Source organism: Micromonospora sp., from assembly GCF_048594385.1.
GTDB classification, from domain to species: Bacteria; Actinomycetota; Actinomycetes; order Mycobacteriales; family Micromonosporaceae; genus Micromonospora; species Micromonospora wenchangensis.
The window spans coordinates 14,884-29,957 of the sequence record NZ_JBMDWU010000203.1; the positions used below are offsets into that span (position 1 = coordinate 14,884).

Here is a 15,074-nt window from a genome sequence, read left to right on the forward strand (position 1 = left end):
CCACCAGCCTAAGCGCCTAGTGTTTATCACCATGTCGACCCTGGCCTACGAGATCGTGGACGTCTTCACCGACCGCCCGTTCGCCGGCAACCCCCTGGCCGTGGTGTTCGGCGCCGAGGCGCTGGCCACCGAGCAGATGCAGGTGCTGGCGATGGAGTTCAACCTGTCGGAGACGGTGTTCGTGCTGCCGCCGACCCAGGTGGGCGCGACCTACCGGGCCCGGATCTTCACCCCGACCGGGGAGCTGCCCTTCGCCGGCCATCCCAGCGTCGGCGCGGCGGTGACCGCCAGCCGCCGGGGCCTGTTCCCCGCCGGGTCGGTCAGCCAGGAGTGCCACGCCGGCGTGCTGCCGATCGAGGTGACCGCGACCGGTGCCACCCTGACCGGCGGCACCCCCACCCTCGGGCCGGAACTCGACCCGGAACCGCTGCTGGAGATGGCCGGGCTCACCGCGGCCGACCACGCCGGCCCGGCCCCCCGGGTGGCCGGCTGCGGGCTGGAGTTCCCCTACCTGCCGGTGCACCCCGACGCGGTGGCCCGTGCCCGGGTCAACACGGCCGCCGCGCAGCGGTACGGGGTGGAGCACGTCAGCGTCTTCTCCTGGGACGCCGACACGCGTACCGCCCACGCCCGGGTCTTCGTGCCGGGGCTCGGGGTGCCCGAGGACCCGGCCACCGGCTCGGCCGCCCTGGGGCTGGGCGTGTGGCTGGTCGCCAGCGGCCTGCTTCCCGGCGTCGGCCACAGCGGGTACGCCGTCCGCCAGGGCGTGGAGATGGGCCGCCCGTCCGCCCTTGAATGCACGGTGACCGCCGAGGACGGGACGGTGGTCGGCACGACGGTGACCGGTCAGGTGATGCCGGTCGCCCGGGGCGAGATCCTGGTCCCGCCGTTCGTCGGGTGACCGGGCCACCGCCGTCACCGTCCGGGCCGGTGGTGACGGTCGGGTGCCGACCGGGTGGTAGCTGCGAGAGGATGCGGGTGTGACGGACGAGGTGGACGCCTCCCGGTCGACGCCACTGGTCGACGAGGCGATCAAGAAGGCCGCCGTGGCCTGGGTGGGGGTCGGCGACGGGCCGGCGGTCGCGCTGTGGTGCGTACCGCTGGAGGGGTCGTTGTTCGTGGTCAGCGGGCCGGGGGAGCAGACCGCGCCGGGGCTGGCCGACGCCGGCACCGCCCGGGTGACCCTGCGCGGCGACCACGGCGGGCGCATCGTGACCTGGCCGGCGCGGGTGACCCGGCTGGCCCCGGGCAGCCCGGAGTGGGAGACCTCCGCACCCCTGGTGGCGGCGAAGCGGCTCAACGCCTCCGGTCCGACCGCCGACCTGGTGGCCCGCTGGGTGGCCGACGGCTGCGCGCTGACCCGGCTCGTCCCGGACGGCACGCCGGACGCCGGGGACGCCCTGCCGGACACCTCGCTGGCCGCCGAACCCCGGGGGGCGGCCGTGGTCCGGGCCACCCGCAAGCCGTTCCGCCTGCACCGGGTGCGCCGCCGCTGACCCACCCGGCCGCCGCCGGGCATTACTGACCAGCGCCCCGCCGTCACGCCAGGTCACCGCCGGGCAGCGCCGACCCGCCGCCCGGCGTCCACCTGAGCGCCGCCGTCCGTGTGAGGATGACCCACCGTGTCCTCCGCCGCACCGCCGCCGCGTCCGCCCGTCGACCCGCTCACCGTCGGCATCCTCGTGCTCGCCGTCGCGTCGGTCTCGTCGTCGGCCCCGCTGATCGCCTTCGCGGCGGCACCGGCGCTGGCCGTGGCGTGCTGGCGGAACCTGCTCGCGGTCACCGTGCTCGCCCCGTTCACGCTGGCCCGCCGCCGGGCCGAACTGCATGCCCTGACCGTGGGGGCGGGCCGCCGCGAGGGCTGGTACTGCGTGCTGTCCGGGGTGGCGCTGGCCGCGCACTTCGCCACCTGGATGCCGAGCGCCCAGCTCACCTCGGTCGCGGCGGCCACCGCGCTGGGCGCCACCCAACCGGTCTGGCAGGGGCTGATCGCCCGCTGGCAGGGCCGGCGGTTGTCGTACCCCGTCTGGGTCGGCATCGGGGTGGCGGTGACCGGCGCGGTGCTGGCGACCGGCGCGGACGTCGGCGTCTCCGGCCGCGCCCTCGCCGGTGACCTGCTCGCGGTCGTCGGCGGGATGTTCGCCGCCGTCTACACCGCGTTCGGTGAACGCGCCCGAGCCACCATCAGCACCGCCACCTACACCACCATCTGCTACGGGGTGTGCGCGGCGATCCTGCTGGTCGGCTGCCTGGTCGGCGGGGTACGGCTGCACGGCTACGCCACCAGCACCTGGGTGGCGATCGTCGGGCTGGCGGTGGGCGCCCAACTGCTCGGCCACTCGATGTTCAACCACGCGCTGCGCCGGGTGTCGGCGACCACGATCAGCGTGCTGATCCTGCTGGAGGCCCCCGGGGCCGCGCTGATCGCCTGGGCCTGGCTGGGGCAGCTACCCCGCCCGTACGCGTTGCCCGGGTTGGCGCTGCTGCTCGCCGGGGTGGTCGTGGTGGTGCTCGGCGGCGCCCGGACGGGCCGGCGTGCCACCCCGGCGGCGCTGCCCGCCGACGCCGCCCCACCGGCACCCTGACCGCCTACCCGGCGCGGGTGCCCGCCGCAGATCCGTTCGTCGCGATTCCGCCCGAACGGCGGGCACGGGACCCGTCCGCACGTGAGAGTGCGGGGGGAGGTGGGCGATGGCGGGGCGCAGCGCGGACGACGACCGTGGCGGCACCGTGGTCACCCCGTCGGCCGAGTTCCCACCGCTCACGCCGGCGGAGGTGGACGCCCTGCGCCGGGTCGGCGCGCACTGGCGGGTCGGCGTGCCGCCCGCCCTGCCGGTCGACCCGACCCTGGACCGCTACCGGCACCGCCCCACCCCGGGCCGGTTCAGCCGGCTGGCCCCGATCGCGCTGTTCCGGCCGGCACCGGGGGCACCGGCCGGACGGGACGGGCTGGTCGCCGCCGAACCGGCCAACCAGCCGGACTCCCCCCTGGGCCGGCGGCTGGGCCGGGTCCGCCGGGTGCTTCTCGGCCCACCGCTGGCCAGCGCCGCCGTGCTGCACGAGCGGATGCGCAAACTGGTGGCCCTGCCGGTGCTCTCCTCCGACCTGCTCAGCTCGGTCGCGTACGGGCCGGAGGCGTTGCTGACCGTGCTGGTGCTGGCCGGCAGCGGGGCGCTGGGCCTGGCCCTGCCCCTGTCGGCCGGGCTGGTGCTGCTGATGGTCGCCGTCGGGATCTCGTACCGGCAGACCATCCCGGCGTACCCGCACGGGGCCGGGTCGTACCTGGTGGCGGGGGACAACCTGGGGGTCGGGGCGGGGCTGACCGCCGCCGCCGGGCTGATGCTCGACTACGTGCTGACCGTGTCGGTGTCGATCGCGGCGGGCGTGCACGCGATCACCTCGGCCCTGCCGGCGCTGACGCCGTTCACCGTGCCGCTCGGGGTGCTGGTGATCCTGCTGCTGCTCGCCGGCAACCTGCGCGGGGTACGCGCCGCCGGCAACCTCTTCGTCCTGCCCACGTACGCCTTCGTGGCCGCCGTGCTGGGGTTGCTCGTGGTCGGCTACCTGCGGGCGGCGGGTCGGGGTTTCGCGCCGGTGGCCCCGCCGGTGGTACCGGCGACCCAGGGGTTGGGGCTGCTGCTGGTGCTGCGGGCGTTCGCCTCCGGGGCGGTGTCGATGACCGGCATCGAGGCGGTCTCCAACGCGGTCCCGGCGTTCCGGACGCCGGAGTGGCGCAACGCGCGCACCACGCTGGCCTGGATGGTGGCGATGCTGGTGGTCCTGTTCGCCGGGCTCACCCTGCTGATCCACCTGGCGGGCCTGGTGCCCCGCCCCGGCGAGACGCTGCTGTCCCAGCTCGCCCGGGTCACCTTCCCCACCGGCCCGTGGTACGCCGTCGTCCAGGTGACCACCGCGCTGATCCTGCTGCTGGCGGCGAACACCGCGTTCAACGACTTTCCCCGGCTGCTGTTCTTCATGGCCCGCGCCGGTCACGCCCCCCGCCGCTTCCTGCACCTGGGCGACCGGCTGGCGTTCGGCAACGGCCTGGTCGCGCTGGCCGCGACGGCGGTCGTGGTGTTCGTCGCGTTCGGCGGCCACACCGGGAAACTGATCCCGTTGTACGCGGTGGGGGTGTTCCTCGCCTTCACCCTGTCGCAGAGCGGCATGGTGGTGCACTGGCGGCGGCACCGGGGCGACGGCTGGCGGCGGCGGGCGCTGGTCAACGGGGTGGGTGCGATCCTGTCCGGCCTGGTGCTGCTCACCGCGGCGGTGGCGAAGTTCACCGAGGGCGCCTGGGCGGTGGTGGTCGCGGTGCCGCTGCTGGTGCTGCTCTTCGACCGGATCCACCGGCACTACCGCACCCTGCACGCCGCCCTGGCCCTGCGCCCCCCATCTCCCGACCCCGCCCCGCCGGCCGTCGCCCGCGGACCCGCCGCCGGGCCGCCGGAACCCGCCGCCGCACCGGCGGACAGGCCCGTCGAGGGCGGGGAGCTGCCGCAGGAGCTGCGCCACCTGGTGGTGGTCCCGGTGGTACGCCTCAACCGCGCCTCGATGCGCGCCCTGGCGTACGCGGTGTCGCTGGGCCGGCCGACGCTGGCGGTGCACCTCGCCCCGGAGGACGCCGAGGCGGACCGGTTCCGGGAGCAGTGGCGGGCCTGGGGGGACCACGTCCGGCTGGAGACGATCGTCTCGCCGTACCGGGCGGTGGTCGGGCCGCTGGCGCACTACCTGGAGGCGCTGCAGGCCGCCGCGCCGGAACTGGTACTGACCGTGGTGGTGCCGGAGGTGGTGCTGCGCCGGCCGTGGCACCGCCTGCTGCACAGCCGCACCGGCCAACGGCTACGCCGGGCCCTGCGCGCCCTGCCCGGCGTGGTGGTCACCACCGTCCCGGTCCACGTCGTCGACTAGCACGGCCCCGATGGCTCCGGTCGGGTCAGGTGTCGAGGCCGACGGCGGCGGCGCTGGCGGCCCAGAGGCGCGCGGCAAGCGCCGGATCGGTGGCGCGCGGCCAGGGTCGGCGCAGTCGCCGGTCGGCGTAGTAGCCGCCGTCGACCAGCCGGGACGCCGGCTGGTTGGCCAGCCAGACCAGCGTCTCCGCGCCCTTCTCCGGGCTGCGGAACGGCATCACCCGCATGCCGAGGGCGACCAGCCGGCTGTCCGCGCCGAACCGGGTCCGCACCACCCCCGGATGGAACGAGTACGCCGGCACGTCGGGCCAGCGCCGGGCCGCCTCGGCGGCGAACAGGATGTTGGCCTGCTTGCTGGTGCCGTACGCGCGCATCGGCCGGTAGCGGCGCAGCGCGGCGTTGAGATCGTCCGGGTCGAGGGTCCCGCTGCGGTGCGCGCCGGAGGCGGTCACCACCAGCCGGCCGACCCGGTCGACCAGCAGGTTGCTCAGCAGGAACGGGGCCAGGTGGTTGGCCTGGATCGACAGTTCGAACCCGTCGACCGTGCTGAGCGGCTGCAACACGATCGCCCCGGCGTTGTTCGCCAGCACGTCGATCCGGTCGTACGCCGCCCGCAGCCGCTCGGCGAGCCCGCGTACGTCGTCGAGCACGGCGAAGTCGGCGCGGAACAGTTCGGGGTGTTCGCCGGACGCCTCGCGTACCCGGTCACCGGCGGCCTGGAGGCGGGCCGGGTCCCGGCCGACCAGCGCCACCCGGTCGTCGCGTCGGGCCAGCGCCACCGCGGCGGCCAGGCCGATGCCCGAACTGGCCCCGGTCACCACCACGGTCCGCCGCCCGGCGACGTCTTCCACAGGTCCATCCACCCCGGTCACGGCACGAGGTTACCGTGGAGTCACCACGTCACGGGGGCCGTCGGGTTCTCGTCACGTGCGGATGACCGGGTGGGCCGCCCAGGGTGCCCGGGGCGGCCCCACCGCTCAGTACGAGGTGCCGTAGCCGGTCGTCGACTCCTGGTTGGCCAGCCAGACGAAGAAGACCACCATGGCGATGGTGGCCAGCACCGCGATGACGGTGGAGATCCACCCGACGACGATGCCGGCGGTGGCGAAGCCCGCGCCGCCCTCCCCCCGCTCCCGGATCTGCCGCCGGGCCACGTGGCCGAGGATCGCGCCGATGAGGCCGATGTAGCCGCCGAGCCCGTAACCGCACAGCCCGATCGCGCCGATGATCGAGACGATCATCGAGGCGATGGCGAGGCCGTTCTGCGGCGGTGGGGGCTGGTAACCGCCGTAACCGGCGTACCCCATCGGCTGCGGGTAGCCGGGCTGCGGGTAGGCGGCAGCGGCGGCGTACGGGTCGACCGGGGCGGCCTGGGCGGGGATGCCCGGCGCGCCCGCGTACGGGTCGGCCGGGGCGTACGGGTCCTTCCCGACCGGTGCCGCCGAGATCGGCGGGCCACTGGCCGGCAGTGTCGGGTCGGGCTGCTGGGCCGACCAGGCCGGGTCCGACCAGCCGTCGGAGGGCGGGGGATAGGTCATCTGATCTTCTCCGTCGCATGTAGGTGCGCCGTCAGGGTAGCCAGGACCACACAGTGGCGAGGTCGGCCCCGTGGTGGCTCGTTGCCCGCACCCGGTCGAGCGGGCAGGATGCCGGCATGGCTATCGACGCGCGTGGGGCCGACCGATCCGGCAGCCGACCGAGGCGGGACGTGAGCCGCCCCGGCCTGGCCCGGCGCACCCGCGCCACCACCGGTGGCAGCCAACCCGGCCAGGACGAGCCGGTGCCGCTGCCGGACCCGGTGACCATGCGGCTGGACGGCCGGGTCGCCCTGGTCACCGGCGCGGGCAGCGCCGACGGCATCGGGTACGCCACCGCCCGCCGACTGGCCGACCTGGGCGCCCGGGTGGCGATCGTCTCCACCACCCGGCGCATCCACGAGCGGGCCGGTGAGCTGGGCGTGACGGGTTTCGTCGCCGACCTGACCGACGAGTCCGAGGTCGGCGCGCTCGCCGACGCGGTCGCCGAACAGCTCGGTGACGTCGAGGTGCTGGTCAACAACGCCGGCCTGGCCAGCCGGGCCAGCCCCGAGGTGCTCCGCCCGGTGGCCCAGCTCAGCTACGACGAGTGGCGCGGCGAGATCGACCGGAACCTGACCACGGCGTTCCTGTGCAGCCGGGCCTTCATCAGTGGGATGGCCGAGCGGGGCTGGGGGCGGATCGTCAACCTCTCGGCCACCGCCGGCCCGGTCAACGCCCTGCCCACCGAGGCGGCGTACGCGGCGGCCAAGGCGGGGGTGGTCGGGCTGACCCGGGCCCTGGCGATGGAGATGATCGCCGACGGGGTGACGGTGAACGCGGTGGCCCCCGGCACCATCTACACGGCGGCCTCCACGATGGCGGAGATCAAGCAGGGGCTCGGCACCCCGGTCGGCCGCCCCGGCACCCCCGACGAGGTGGCCGCCGCGATCAGCTTTCTCTGCTCGCCGGCGGCGTCGTACATCACCGGGCAGATGCTGGTGGTGGACGGCGGCAACAGCGTCCGGGAGGCGCAGTTCCGCTGATCAGTAACCGGTGCCGGTGCTGCTGCCGACGCCGGCCACCACGACGAGGGCGAGCCAGCCGCAGCAGACGAGCACCCCGATCGCGGTGAACGCGTAACTGAGGACCAGCCCCCAGGTGGCGAGCTGGTCGCCCTCCTCGCCGGTCCGACGGATCTGCCGTTTCGCCAGGTGGCCGAGGACGATGCCGGCCGGGGCGAAGACGATGGCGAACACCAGGGACAGGATCGCCAGCACGTTGGTCCCGCCGCCACCCGGTGGTCCGTACGGCCCGGGTGGCGGGTATCCCCACCGCTGTTCGCCCGGCGGCTGCCCCCACGGCGGCGGCTGCTCCCAGGCCGGTCCGCCGGGGGTCGGCTCCCCCCAGGCCGGTGGTTGTTCCCATGCCGGTCCGCCCGGCGGGGTGACGGCCGGCTGTTCGCCCGACGGCGGCCCCGTCCAGCCGGGTGACCCGGACGGTGGGGCTGACCCGCCCGGCTGACCGATGCCGGGGGAGCCACCGGCCGGACCCGCCTCCGCCGGCGGTTGCGGGGCCGACGGTTCGGACTGCTGCGCCCAGGGGGACGGCTCGGATGGTCGGGCCCACGCCGACGGCTCGGGCGCAGCCGGGCTCCACGGTCCCTCCGGCGGGACGGGTGCGGGCGGGGCGGCCGGCTCGCCGGGTGACTCGTACGGTGACGGTGGCTGCTCCGGCTCGCCCGGTGGCGTACTCACGGTGCCCGCCCTCCGCCGCAGGTCAGTGGCCTCTCTCCAGCGGACGCTACCGGCGCGCGGTGCGGCTTTTCACCCGGTTGACGCCGGGTCACCTCGTCGGGGCGGGTCGGGGACGGTCAGGGAAGCCGGGACAGGCCGGCGGCGGCCCGCTCGACGATCAGGCAGCGGTCTTCCACGTAGTCCATGCCGGCCGCTTCGGCGATCCGCCGCGCCTCGGCGGAGACGATGCCGAGCTGGAGCCAGACCGCCGGCGCGCCGATCGCCGCCGCCTGTCGGACCACCTCGACGGCGTCCCGGGCCGGGCGGAAGACGTTCACCAGGTCCACCGGGTGCGGAATGTCGGCGCGCGACGGGTACGCCCGCTCGCCGAACAACTCGTCCACGGTCGGGTTGACCGGAATGATCCGCCAGCCGTACCGCTGCATCTGCGCCGGCACCCGGTGCGCGGCCTTGCCCGGGTCGCGGGACGCGCCCACGACGGCGATCACGGCGGAGTCGGCGAGGAGCTGCTGTGCGGTCCGCATCCGCCGAGCCTAGCCCGATTCCGGGCGGGTGGGACCGGCCCGGCCGCCGGGCCCGGGGGACGGCTCTGCCCGCACGCCGCGCGCCCGACCGGCCCGCTCAGAGCAGGGCGAGCTGTTCGGGGGCGGGTGCGGGCGGTGGGGCCGACACGCGGCGGGTGTCGCCGGGTTCGCCGCGGTGCAGGCCGTGCCGGCGGGCCGCGATCCGCACCCGGGCGGTCAGCTCCCGCTGGTACGCCTGCGGCGGGTAGGCCCCGGACCGGTACAGCTCGCGGTAGCGGGGGACGAGGTGCGGGAACTCCCGGCCGAGCCAGTGCGCGTACCACTGGCGGGCACCGGGGCGCAGGTGCAGGGCCAGCGGGGTGACACTGGTGGCACCGGCTGCGGCGATGGCCGCGAGGGTGGCGTCGATCGACGCGTCGTCGTCACAGAGGCCGGGCAGGATCGGCGCCATCAGCACCCCCACCTCGAAGCCGGCGTCGGTGAGCCGGAGGACCGCGTCGAGCCGGCGGCGCGGGCTCGGGGTGCCCGGCTCCACCGCCCGCCACAGGGCCTCGTCGACGAAGGCCACCGAGAACGACAGGCTGACCCGGGTGACCTCGGCGGCCTGACGCAGCAGCGGCAGGTCGCGCAGGATCAGCGTGCCCTTGGTGAGGATCGAGAACGGGTTGGCGAAGTCCCGCAGTGCCGTGAGGATCGGCGGCAGCAGCCGGTAGCGGCCCTCGGCGCGCTGGTAGCAGTCGACGTTGGTGCCCATCGCGATGGCCGCCCCGCGCCAGCGCGGCGCGGCCAGCTCGCGGCGGACCAGCTCCCCGGCGTTGATCTTGACGATCACCTTGCGGTCGAAGTCCGCGCCGGCGTCGAGGTCGAGGTAGGTGTGCGAGTTGCGGGCGAAGCAGTAGACGCAGGCGTGGGTGCAGCCGCGGTACGGGTTGATCGTCCAGCTGAACGGCACCTGCGACCCGCCCGGCACCCGGTTGATGATCGACTTGGCCTGCACCTCGTAGAACGTCATGCCGGCGAAGTCGGGGGTGTCGAACGTGCGGGTGACCGCGCCGGGCAGCGCCAGCGGCAGGGGTGGCGTCGCTGGCGCTGCCCGGTCGGGACGCTCCTCGTCCGGGGGAGCGGAGAGGTGGTCCCAGCGCATGCCGTCCATTCGAACATGTGTGCGAGCGTGGCGCAAGTGAAACGCCGGCGGCCGGGCCGTCGGGCCCGACCGCCGGCGGCGGTGGTCAGTGCTGGTGGTTGGCGAGCTGCTTGCGGACGTCGTCCATGTCCAGCGCCTGGACCTGCTCGATCAGGTTCTCCAGGGCCGACTCGGGCAGCGCGCCGGGCTGGGCGAAGACGATCACGCCGTCCCGGATCGCCATGATCGTCGGGATCGAGCGGATGTCGAACTTGGCGCCCAGCTCCTGCTGCGCCTCGGTGTCGACCTTGCCGAAGGTGATGTCGGGGTGCTTCTCCGACGAGCGCTCGTAGACCGGGGCGAACCGCTTGCACGGGCCGCACCACTCGGCCCAGAAGTCGACCAGCACGATGCCGCTGCTCTCGGTCACCTCGTCGAAGTTGGCCGTGGTCAGCTCAACGGTTGCCATTGGACTCTCCGATCAGCGCGGATTGCTTTTTCCGTCCCGTAGAACCAGGTGGTACCCCGGCAAATTCCCGGGTGGGGCGCGCCGAAACCGGCCCACTCCGAAGCGCCGATCACGCTCATCGAGCTGCATCTGTCGATGCACGCGTGCGGACTGCACTTGCACGACGCATTTGCGTGACGGCCCGTGATGGGAGCGTTTCCAGGGAGATCGCCGCCCGGAGCAGCCAACATGCGTCAACTTGTCGCCTGACAAGGTACTACTTCACCTGCGGAGATCGCTCTCTCGTTGATCGTTAGTGACTCTGAGTATTGTTACGAAAAGATAAATGTGACCTCCGTCTCTGTTCGTTCATCGTCGTGGTGGGGCAGAATCTTCGACATCAGAGCGTGGGCGGCGGGTGCCGGGGAGGGCCCCGCCGCTCATTGCGTCTCCCCCCGGGTGGGCCCGGGAGTGACATTTCGCCGTCACCCGCCGCCCGGTGTCTCCTTAACCAGCGGTAAGGCTGGTTGAGTCAACCACCGGTAAGGCATGTCGAGTCGTGCTCACCGCTGCCCGCCGACGGCGACGCGCGGGTGCCCGTACCGCGACCCGGGTGGCGGCGGGCGCGGATCGCGCCGGGACGAGCCCGTCACCCGTCCGGCGGGCTTATGCTGACGGCGGAGGTCCTGATGAGCCACTCCCTCGCCGGAGAGCCGCCCTCTGCCGGACGGCGTGCCGCACCGCTGACCAGCGCCGTCTACTCCGCCACCGAGTGGGACCTGCTCACCACCCTGCCCGGTCGGGTGCTGGTGGCCGCCGCCTCACCCGGCCCCGGTCGCCCGCCCCGCGACGTCACCGCCGGCCTCGTCGGCCTGGACGCCCTCGCCGCCGGCCGCGCCTCCGACAGTGACCTCGTCCGGGCCGTGGTCGCCGCGATCTACGCCCGGCACGACGGCGCGACCGCTCCGGTCGGCGGGCCCACCGGCCCGGCGGACCTGCCGCCGGCCTGCCGGGCCGCCGTCCGGGTGCTGCGCCGCCGCGCCGACCCCGCAGACTCCGCCGCGTACCGGCAGTGGGTGGAGTCGGTGGCGGTCCGGGTCTGCCGCACCGGTGTCCCCGACCCCACCGACCAGCGGTTCCTGGACCGCCTCGGCGACGCGTTGGGCCTGCGCGGGCGGTGAGGGCGCGGCGGTCCGGCGGACCCGGGCGGGCGCCCCGGAGGGCGCCGGTCGGGGTGGCGCACGGGGCTCGCCGCAGCGGCCGTACCCTCTTGGAACCGTGACCGAGGACCAGCTCGACGTGGGTGTCGGACCGTGGCCGGGCGACCCGCCGGACGACCCGCGCTACGACCCGGAGCTGCTCGCCGCCGGCGACCGGCGCAACGTGGTGGACCGCTACCGCTACTGGCGGCGGGAGGCCGTCGTGGCCGACCTGGACACCCGGCGGCACGAGTTCCACGTGGCCATCGAGAACTGGCAGCACGACTTCAACATCGGCACGGTGGTCCGCAACGCCAACGCCTTCCTCGCCGCCGAGGTGCACATCGTCGGGCTGCGCCGGTGGAACCGCCGGGGCGCCATGGTCACCGACCGGTACCAGCACGTCCGGCACCATCCGACGATCGAGGAGTTCGTCGGCTGGGCCGCCGGTCGGGAGCTGCCGGTGGTCGGCATCGACAACCTGCCCGGGAGTCGGCCGTTGGAGACCACCACCCTGCCCCGGCGCTGCGTGCTGATCTTCGGCCAGGAGGGACCGGGGCTGTCCGCCGCCGCCCGCGCCGCCTGCGACCAGCTCTTCTCGATCGCCCAGTACGGCTCGACCCGGTCGATCAACGCCGGGGTGGCCAGCGGCATCGCCATGCACGCCTGGGTACGCGCCCACGCCGCCGCCCCGCCCGCCTGACCCCTGCCCGCCCGCGCCGCGCCGGGCCGCCACCTCCGCCGGGGTGGAGGCCGACCGCAGGAAATCGCCGTACGGGCGCTGAGGTGGGGAAAGGGGCGGCACGTCCGTGGCGGCGGCTTGACGGCGGGCGGTCACCGGGCCACGGTGGGGATGTGAGTGTCGTGGTGAGTTGTCCTAGGTGTGCGGGTCAGGTACGCCCACCGGACCTGATGCACGGTGAGTCGCGCTGCGTCAGGTGCGGGCCGGTGGCCCCGCTGCACGTGCCCGAGCACATCGACGCCGACATCGTGGCGAGCGTGGTGGACCGGGTGGCCGCCGAGAGCGACCCGCAGCGGCCCGCGCCGCCGCTGTGGTGCCCGTGGCCGCTGCCGTCCGGCTGGACGGTGACCGGGGTGGCCTGGGCCGGCGACGAGGCCGGTGGCGTCCGCGCCACGGCCGTCGCGTGCGCCGGGCCGGCGCCGCTCGGCGGTGGACCGGCCGAGTTGGTCCTCGTGGCCGAGGAGCCGGGGGTGGGACTGGGCACCCGGTTCGCCGGGGTGGCCGGCCCGGACCCCGGTCCAGAGTTGACGGAGGTGCTGGCCGGGCCCGGTCCCGGCCCTGGTCACCCCGAGCATGTGGAGCCGGCGCGGATCAGGGTCGGCGGCCATCCGACTCCACTGTGGTTAATCAATTCGGCAACGGATCGAAGCGCGTACGCCGGTGAGGCTCGGGGAATGTGGCTCCATGCGATAGCCTGGCCGGCGAGCGCGGGTCACCTCCTCGCGGAAGATGTCGTCCTGCACGACCTCACCGAGTGGACTCCGCCCGAGCTCGTGTACGGCGCTCCGTCCCCGTACCTGCACGGAAAGGCCTGACGGTCCTCCGGGCGAGTCGGAGATGGGACGCAGATATTCACGCTACGACATCATGCTGATACTCTGGGTGCCGCTGCGGTAAACGGACCCGGCGCCGCGCGAGAGGATGGCCCGCTATGGTCAAGAAGGTCCTCACCTGGGCCGGTATCGCATTCTTGATCTTCTTCGTTGCCTACCGGCCAAACTCGGCAGCGGACGTCTTCAAGTCGCTCGGCGGTGGCATCGTGGACATCGCCCAGGGCTTCGGCGACTTCTTCACGAGCCTCGTCGCCTAACCCCCGATGGGCAGCCCCTCCGGACCCCCGTTCGACCCGGACGATCCCGGCCGGGACCGCCGGGAGCGGGACACCGAGCCGATCCCGAGGTACCGACCCGACGACGGGCCGGCCTACGGGTCCGGGGCGGGACCCACCGGCGGACCGTCCTTCTCGGACGACGCCGGCTACGGCGACGCCCCGGGATTCGGTGGCCAGGGGCGCACCTGGGTCCGCGACCCGGAGGAGGGCTACCAGCAGCCGGTCATCTCCGAGGAGGAACTGGCCGGCCTGCGGTCCGACGCCCAGGGCATGACACCCCGCCGGGTGCTCCCCCTGGAGGACGAGCCCAGCTCCCTGGTCGCCCGCTACCTCTTCCCCACCGAGCGCTACCGGGGCGAGTGGAAGCGGCACTGGATCCACCTCGGCACCCCGATCGTCGTCGGTGTGGCGGCCACCTTCATTCTCGGCTACCTCTCCGGCTTCCTCGCCGGGCAGGACGTCGGCGCCCTCACCACCATCGCCGTGCTGCTCTGGTTCGCGGTGATGGGCTGGGTCGCGTGGAAGGTCGCCGACTGGTGGTACGACCGGTTCATCCTGACCAACAAGCGGGTCATGGTGGTCAACGGCATCGTCACCCGCAAGGTCGCCATGATGCCGCTGGCCCGGGTCACCGACATGAAGTACGAGCAGACCCCCACCGGTCGGGCCCTCAACTACGGCACCTTCGTGCTGGAGTCCGCCGGCCAGGAGCAGGCGCTACGGGAGATCAAGAACCTGCCCAACCCGAACGAGCTCTACCTGCGGGTCGTCGAGGAGATGTACGAGCCGCAGGCGGTCGAGGCCCGGTTGGGCAAGGAGGCCGACGAGGCGAAGGCCGACGACGGCGCCTGAACGTTTTCGTCCGTACGTCGGGCGAACTGCCCACCTTCCGCCGTCGACCGGACCCTGCCCGGCGTGACAGCCTGCCAGACAGGACGGGGTGCGGAGGTGAGCGGTGGCCGACCGGGATCCGCTGGAGGACGAGTTCCGCGACTTCGTCGCGGCGCGCTCCGGCGCCCTGCTGCGTACCGCGTACCTGCTCGCCGGGGACTGGGCCACCGCCGAGGACCTGCTCCAGACCGCGCTGACCAAGACGTACCTGGCCTGGCGGCGGTTGGGCGGGATCGAGGCGGTCGAGCCGTACGCCCGACGGGTGATGGTCAACACGTCCACCAGTTGGTGGCGGCGTCGATGGCACGGTGAGCGCCCCACCGAGGTGCTGCCCGAGCGGGCCGGGGTGGACGAGATCGAGCAGCAGCTCGACCGGGACGCCCTCTGGCGACACCTGCGCATGCTGCCGGCCCGGCAACGGGCGGTGCTGGTGCTGCGCTACTACGAGGACCTGTCCGAGGCCCAGACGGCGGCCCTGCTGGAGATCTCCCCCGGCACGGTGAAGAGCCAGACGTCGCGCGCACTGAACACCCTGCGCCGCCGGCTCGCCGCCGAAGGGCTGCACGACCTCGCCGCCGACCCGACCGGCCGCCCCGCCCCGGCCGTCCCGACGGCCCGCCCGGCCGCCACCGCCCGGCCCTCCCTCGCCGCCCGTACGCCGACGCCCGAGCGGGCCACCGGCACAACCCGGACACCCGCGCCGGGCCGGACCCCGGTCCGTGGGGGGCGGCGAGCCGGCCCGCCGCCCGCCCTCGCCGATGGGCCGCCCACCCGGGTCGGAGCCTCCCCACGGGGAGCGGCACCCGCCGGGACCGGCGCCGATCCGGCGACGGCCCAGCCGGTCGGCGCGGGCCCCCG

At 74.4% G+C, this 15,074-nt stretch carries 17 protein-coding genes; 11 read left to right on the top strand and 6 right to left on the bottom strand.

What is annotated here, in order from left to right; translation table 11 throughout:
* Positions 1–31: 31 nt before the first annotated feature.
* From ACOJTC_RS10900 to ACOJTC_RS10915, 4 genes are all read left to right on the top strand, one after another.
* A complete protein-coding gene (locus ACOJTC_RS10900; protein ID WP_420116763.1) occupies positions 32–901 on the top strand; it encodes a PhzF family phenazine biosynthesis protein in 870 nt (289 codons plus the stop codon).
* A gap of 61 nt (positions 902–962) precedes the next feature.
* Entirely contained in the window at positions 963–1,496 is a 534-nt protein-coding gene (locus ACOJTC_RS10905) for a hypothetical protein (protein ID WP_232378547.1), read from the top strand.
* A gap of 126 nt (positions 1,497–1,622) precedes the next feature.
* Positions 1,623–2,585, top strand: a complete 963-nt coding sequence (locus tag ACOJTC_RS10910) for a DMT family transporter (RefSeq protein ID WP_420116764.1) — start codon at positions 1,623–1,625, stop codon at positions 2,583–2,585.
* Between the two features lie 106 nt (positions 2,586–2,691).
* A complete protein-coding gene (locus ACOJTC_RS10915) occupies positions 2,692–4,908 on the top strand; it encodes an APC family permease (protein WP_420116765.1) in 2,217 nt (738 codons plus the stop codon).
* A gap of 25 nt (positions 4,909–4,933) precedes the next feature.
* Here ACOJTC_RS10915 and ACOJTC_RS10920 read toward each other — a convergent pair whose 3' ends face one another.
* Together ACOJTC_RS10920 and ACOJTC_RS10925 are read right to left on the bottom strand one after the other, a co-directional pair.
* A complete protein-coding gene (locus tag ACOJTC_RS10920; RefSeq protein WP_420116770.1) occupies positions 4,934–5,758 on the bottom strand; it encodes an SDR family NAD(P)-dependent oxidoreductase in 825 nt (274 codons plus the stop codon).
* A gap of 126 nt (positions 5,759–5,884) precedes the next feature.
* Positions 5,885–6,445 carry a DUF4190 domain-containing protein gene (locus tag ACOJTC_RS10925; protein ID WP_363791383.1) on the bottom strand — a complete coding sequence of 187 codons (561 nt, stop codon included), beginning with the start codon at positions 6,443–6,445 and terminating at the stop codon, positions 5,885–5,887.
* Between the two features lie 185 nt (positions 6,446–6,630).
* Here ACOJTC_RS10925 and ACOJTC_RS10930 point away from each other — a divergent pair, with 185 nt between their 5' ends.
* Entirely contained in the window at positions 6,631–7,467 is an 837-nt protein-coding gene (locus tag ACOJTC_RS10930) for an SDR family NAD(P)-dependent oxidoreductase (protein ID WP_194823078.1), read from the top strand.
* Here ACOJTC_RS10930 and ACOJTC_RS10935 read toward each other — a convergent pair whose 3' ends face one another.
* From ACOJTC_RS10935 to trxA, 4 genes are all read right to left on the bottom strand, one after another.
* A complete protein-coding gene (locus ACOJTC_RS10935; protein WP_420116766.1) occupies positions 7,468–7,701 on the bottom strand; it encodes a DUF4190 domain-containing protein in 234 nt (77 codons plus the stop codon).
* A 593-nt stretch (positions 7,702–8,294) separates the two neighbouring features.
* Positions 8,295–8,702: a CoA-binding protein gene (locus ACOJTC_RS10940; protein WP_420116767.1), complete on the bottom strand. Its 408-nt coding sequence runs from the start codon at positions 8,700–8,702 to the stop codon at positions 8,295–8,297.
* A 97-nt stretch (positions 8,703–8,799) separates the two neighbouring features.
* Positions 8,800–9,846, bottom strand: a complete 1,047-nt coding sequence (locus ACOJTC_RS10945; RefSeq protein ID WP_420116768.1) for an Rv2578c family radical SAM protein — start codon at positions 9,844–9,846, stop codon at positions 8,800–8,802.
* 85 nt (positions 9,847–9,931) lie between these two features.
* The gene (gene trxA, locus ACOJTC_RS10950; RefSeq protein WP_088647038.1) at positions 9,932–10,294 is read right to left on the bottom strand and encodes a thioredoxin; all 363 of its coding nucleotides are present in this window, start codon (positions 10,292–10,294) and stop codon (positions 9,932–9,934) included.
* Positions 10,295–10,962: 668 nt separating this feature from the next.
* On the opposite strand from trxA, the gene ACOJTC_RS10955 reads away from it, so the two are divergent.
* The 6 genes from ACOJTC_RS10955 to ACOJTC_RS10980 form a co-directional block, all read left to right on the top strand.
* A complete protein-coding gene (locus ACOJTC_RS10955; protein ID WP_204927370.1) occupies positions 10,963–11,454 on the top strand; it encodes a hypothetical protein in 492 nt (163 codons plus the stop codon).
* A 97-nt stretch (positions 11,455–11,551) separates the two neighbouring features.
* Complete coding sequence (locus ACOJTC_RS10960) at positions 11,552–12,175, top strand: TrmH family RNA methyltransferase (RefSeq protein WP_204927371.1); 624 nt, start codon at positions 11,552–11,554, stop codon at positions 12,173–12,175.
* Between the two features lie 164 nt (positions 12,176–12,339).
* Positions 12,340–13,029, top strand: coding sequence for a DUF6758 family protein (locus ACOJTC_RS10965; RefSeq protein WP_372444636.1), 690 nt, complete (start codon positions 12,340–12,342; stop codon positions 13,027–13,029).
* 116 nt (positions 13,030–13,145) lie between these two features.
* Entirely contained in the window at positions 13,146–13,304 is a 159-nt protein-coding gene (locus tag ACOJTC_RS10970; RefSeq protein ID WP_165942702.1) for a hypothetical protein, read from the top strand.
* A 6-nt stretch (positions 13,305–13,310) separates the two neighbouring features.
* A complete protein-coding gene (locus ACOJTC_RS10975) occupies positions 13,311–14,177 on the top strand; it encodes a PH domain-containing protein (protein WP_204927372.1) in 867 nt (288 codons plus the stop codon).
* A gap of 103 nt (positions 14,178–14,280) precedes the next feature.
* On the top strand, positions 14,281–15,074 hold a 794-nt coding region (locus ACOJTC_RS10980), incomplete at its 3' end, for a SigE family RNA polymerase sigma factor (protein WP_420116769.1).

What these genes read in the sequence shown, in the direction of transcription:
- ACOJTC_RS10900 (WP_420116763.1), top strand. Translation starts at nt 32, where the DNA reads ATGTCGACCCTGGCCTACGAGATCGTGGACGTCTTCACCGACCGCCCG.
- ACOJTC_RS10915 (WP_420116765.1), top strand. Translation starts at nt 2,692, where the DNA reads ATGGCGGGGCGCAGCGCGGACGACGACCGTGGCGGCACCGTGGTCACC.
- ACOJTC_RS10925 (WP_363791383.1), bottom strand. Translation starts at nt 6,445, where the DNA reads ATGACCTATCCCCCGCCCTCCGACGGCTGGTCGGACCCGGCCTGGTCG.
- ACOJTC_RS10940 (WP_420116767.1), bottom strand. Translation starts at nt 8,702, where the DNA reads ATGCGGACCGCACAGCAGCTCCTCGCCGACTCCGCCGTGATCGCCGTC.
- ACOJTC_RS10945 (WP_420116768.1), bottom strand. Translation starts at nt 9,846, where the DNA reads ATGCGCTGGGACCACCTCTCCGCTCCCCCGGACGAGGAGCGTCCCGAC.
- trxA (WP_088647038.1), bottom strand. Translation starts at nt 10,294, where the DNA reads ATGGCAACCGTTGAGCTGACCACGGCCAACTTCGACGAGGTGACCGAG.
- ACOJTC_RS10955 (WP_204927370.1), top strand. Translation starts at nt 10,963, where the DNA reads ATGAGCCACTCCCTCGCCGGAGAGCCGCCCTCTGCCGGACGGCGTGCC.
- ACOJTC_RS10970 (WP_165942702.1), top strand. Translation starts at nt 13,146, where the DNA reads ATGGTCAAGAAGGTCCTCACCTGGGCCGGTATCGCATTCTTGATCTTC.
- ACOJTC_RS10975 (WP_204927372.1), top strand. Translation starts at nt 13,311, where the DNA reads ATGGGCAGCCCCTCCGGACCCCCGTTCGACCCGGACGATCCCGGCCGG.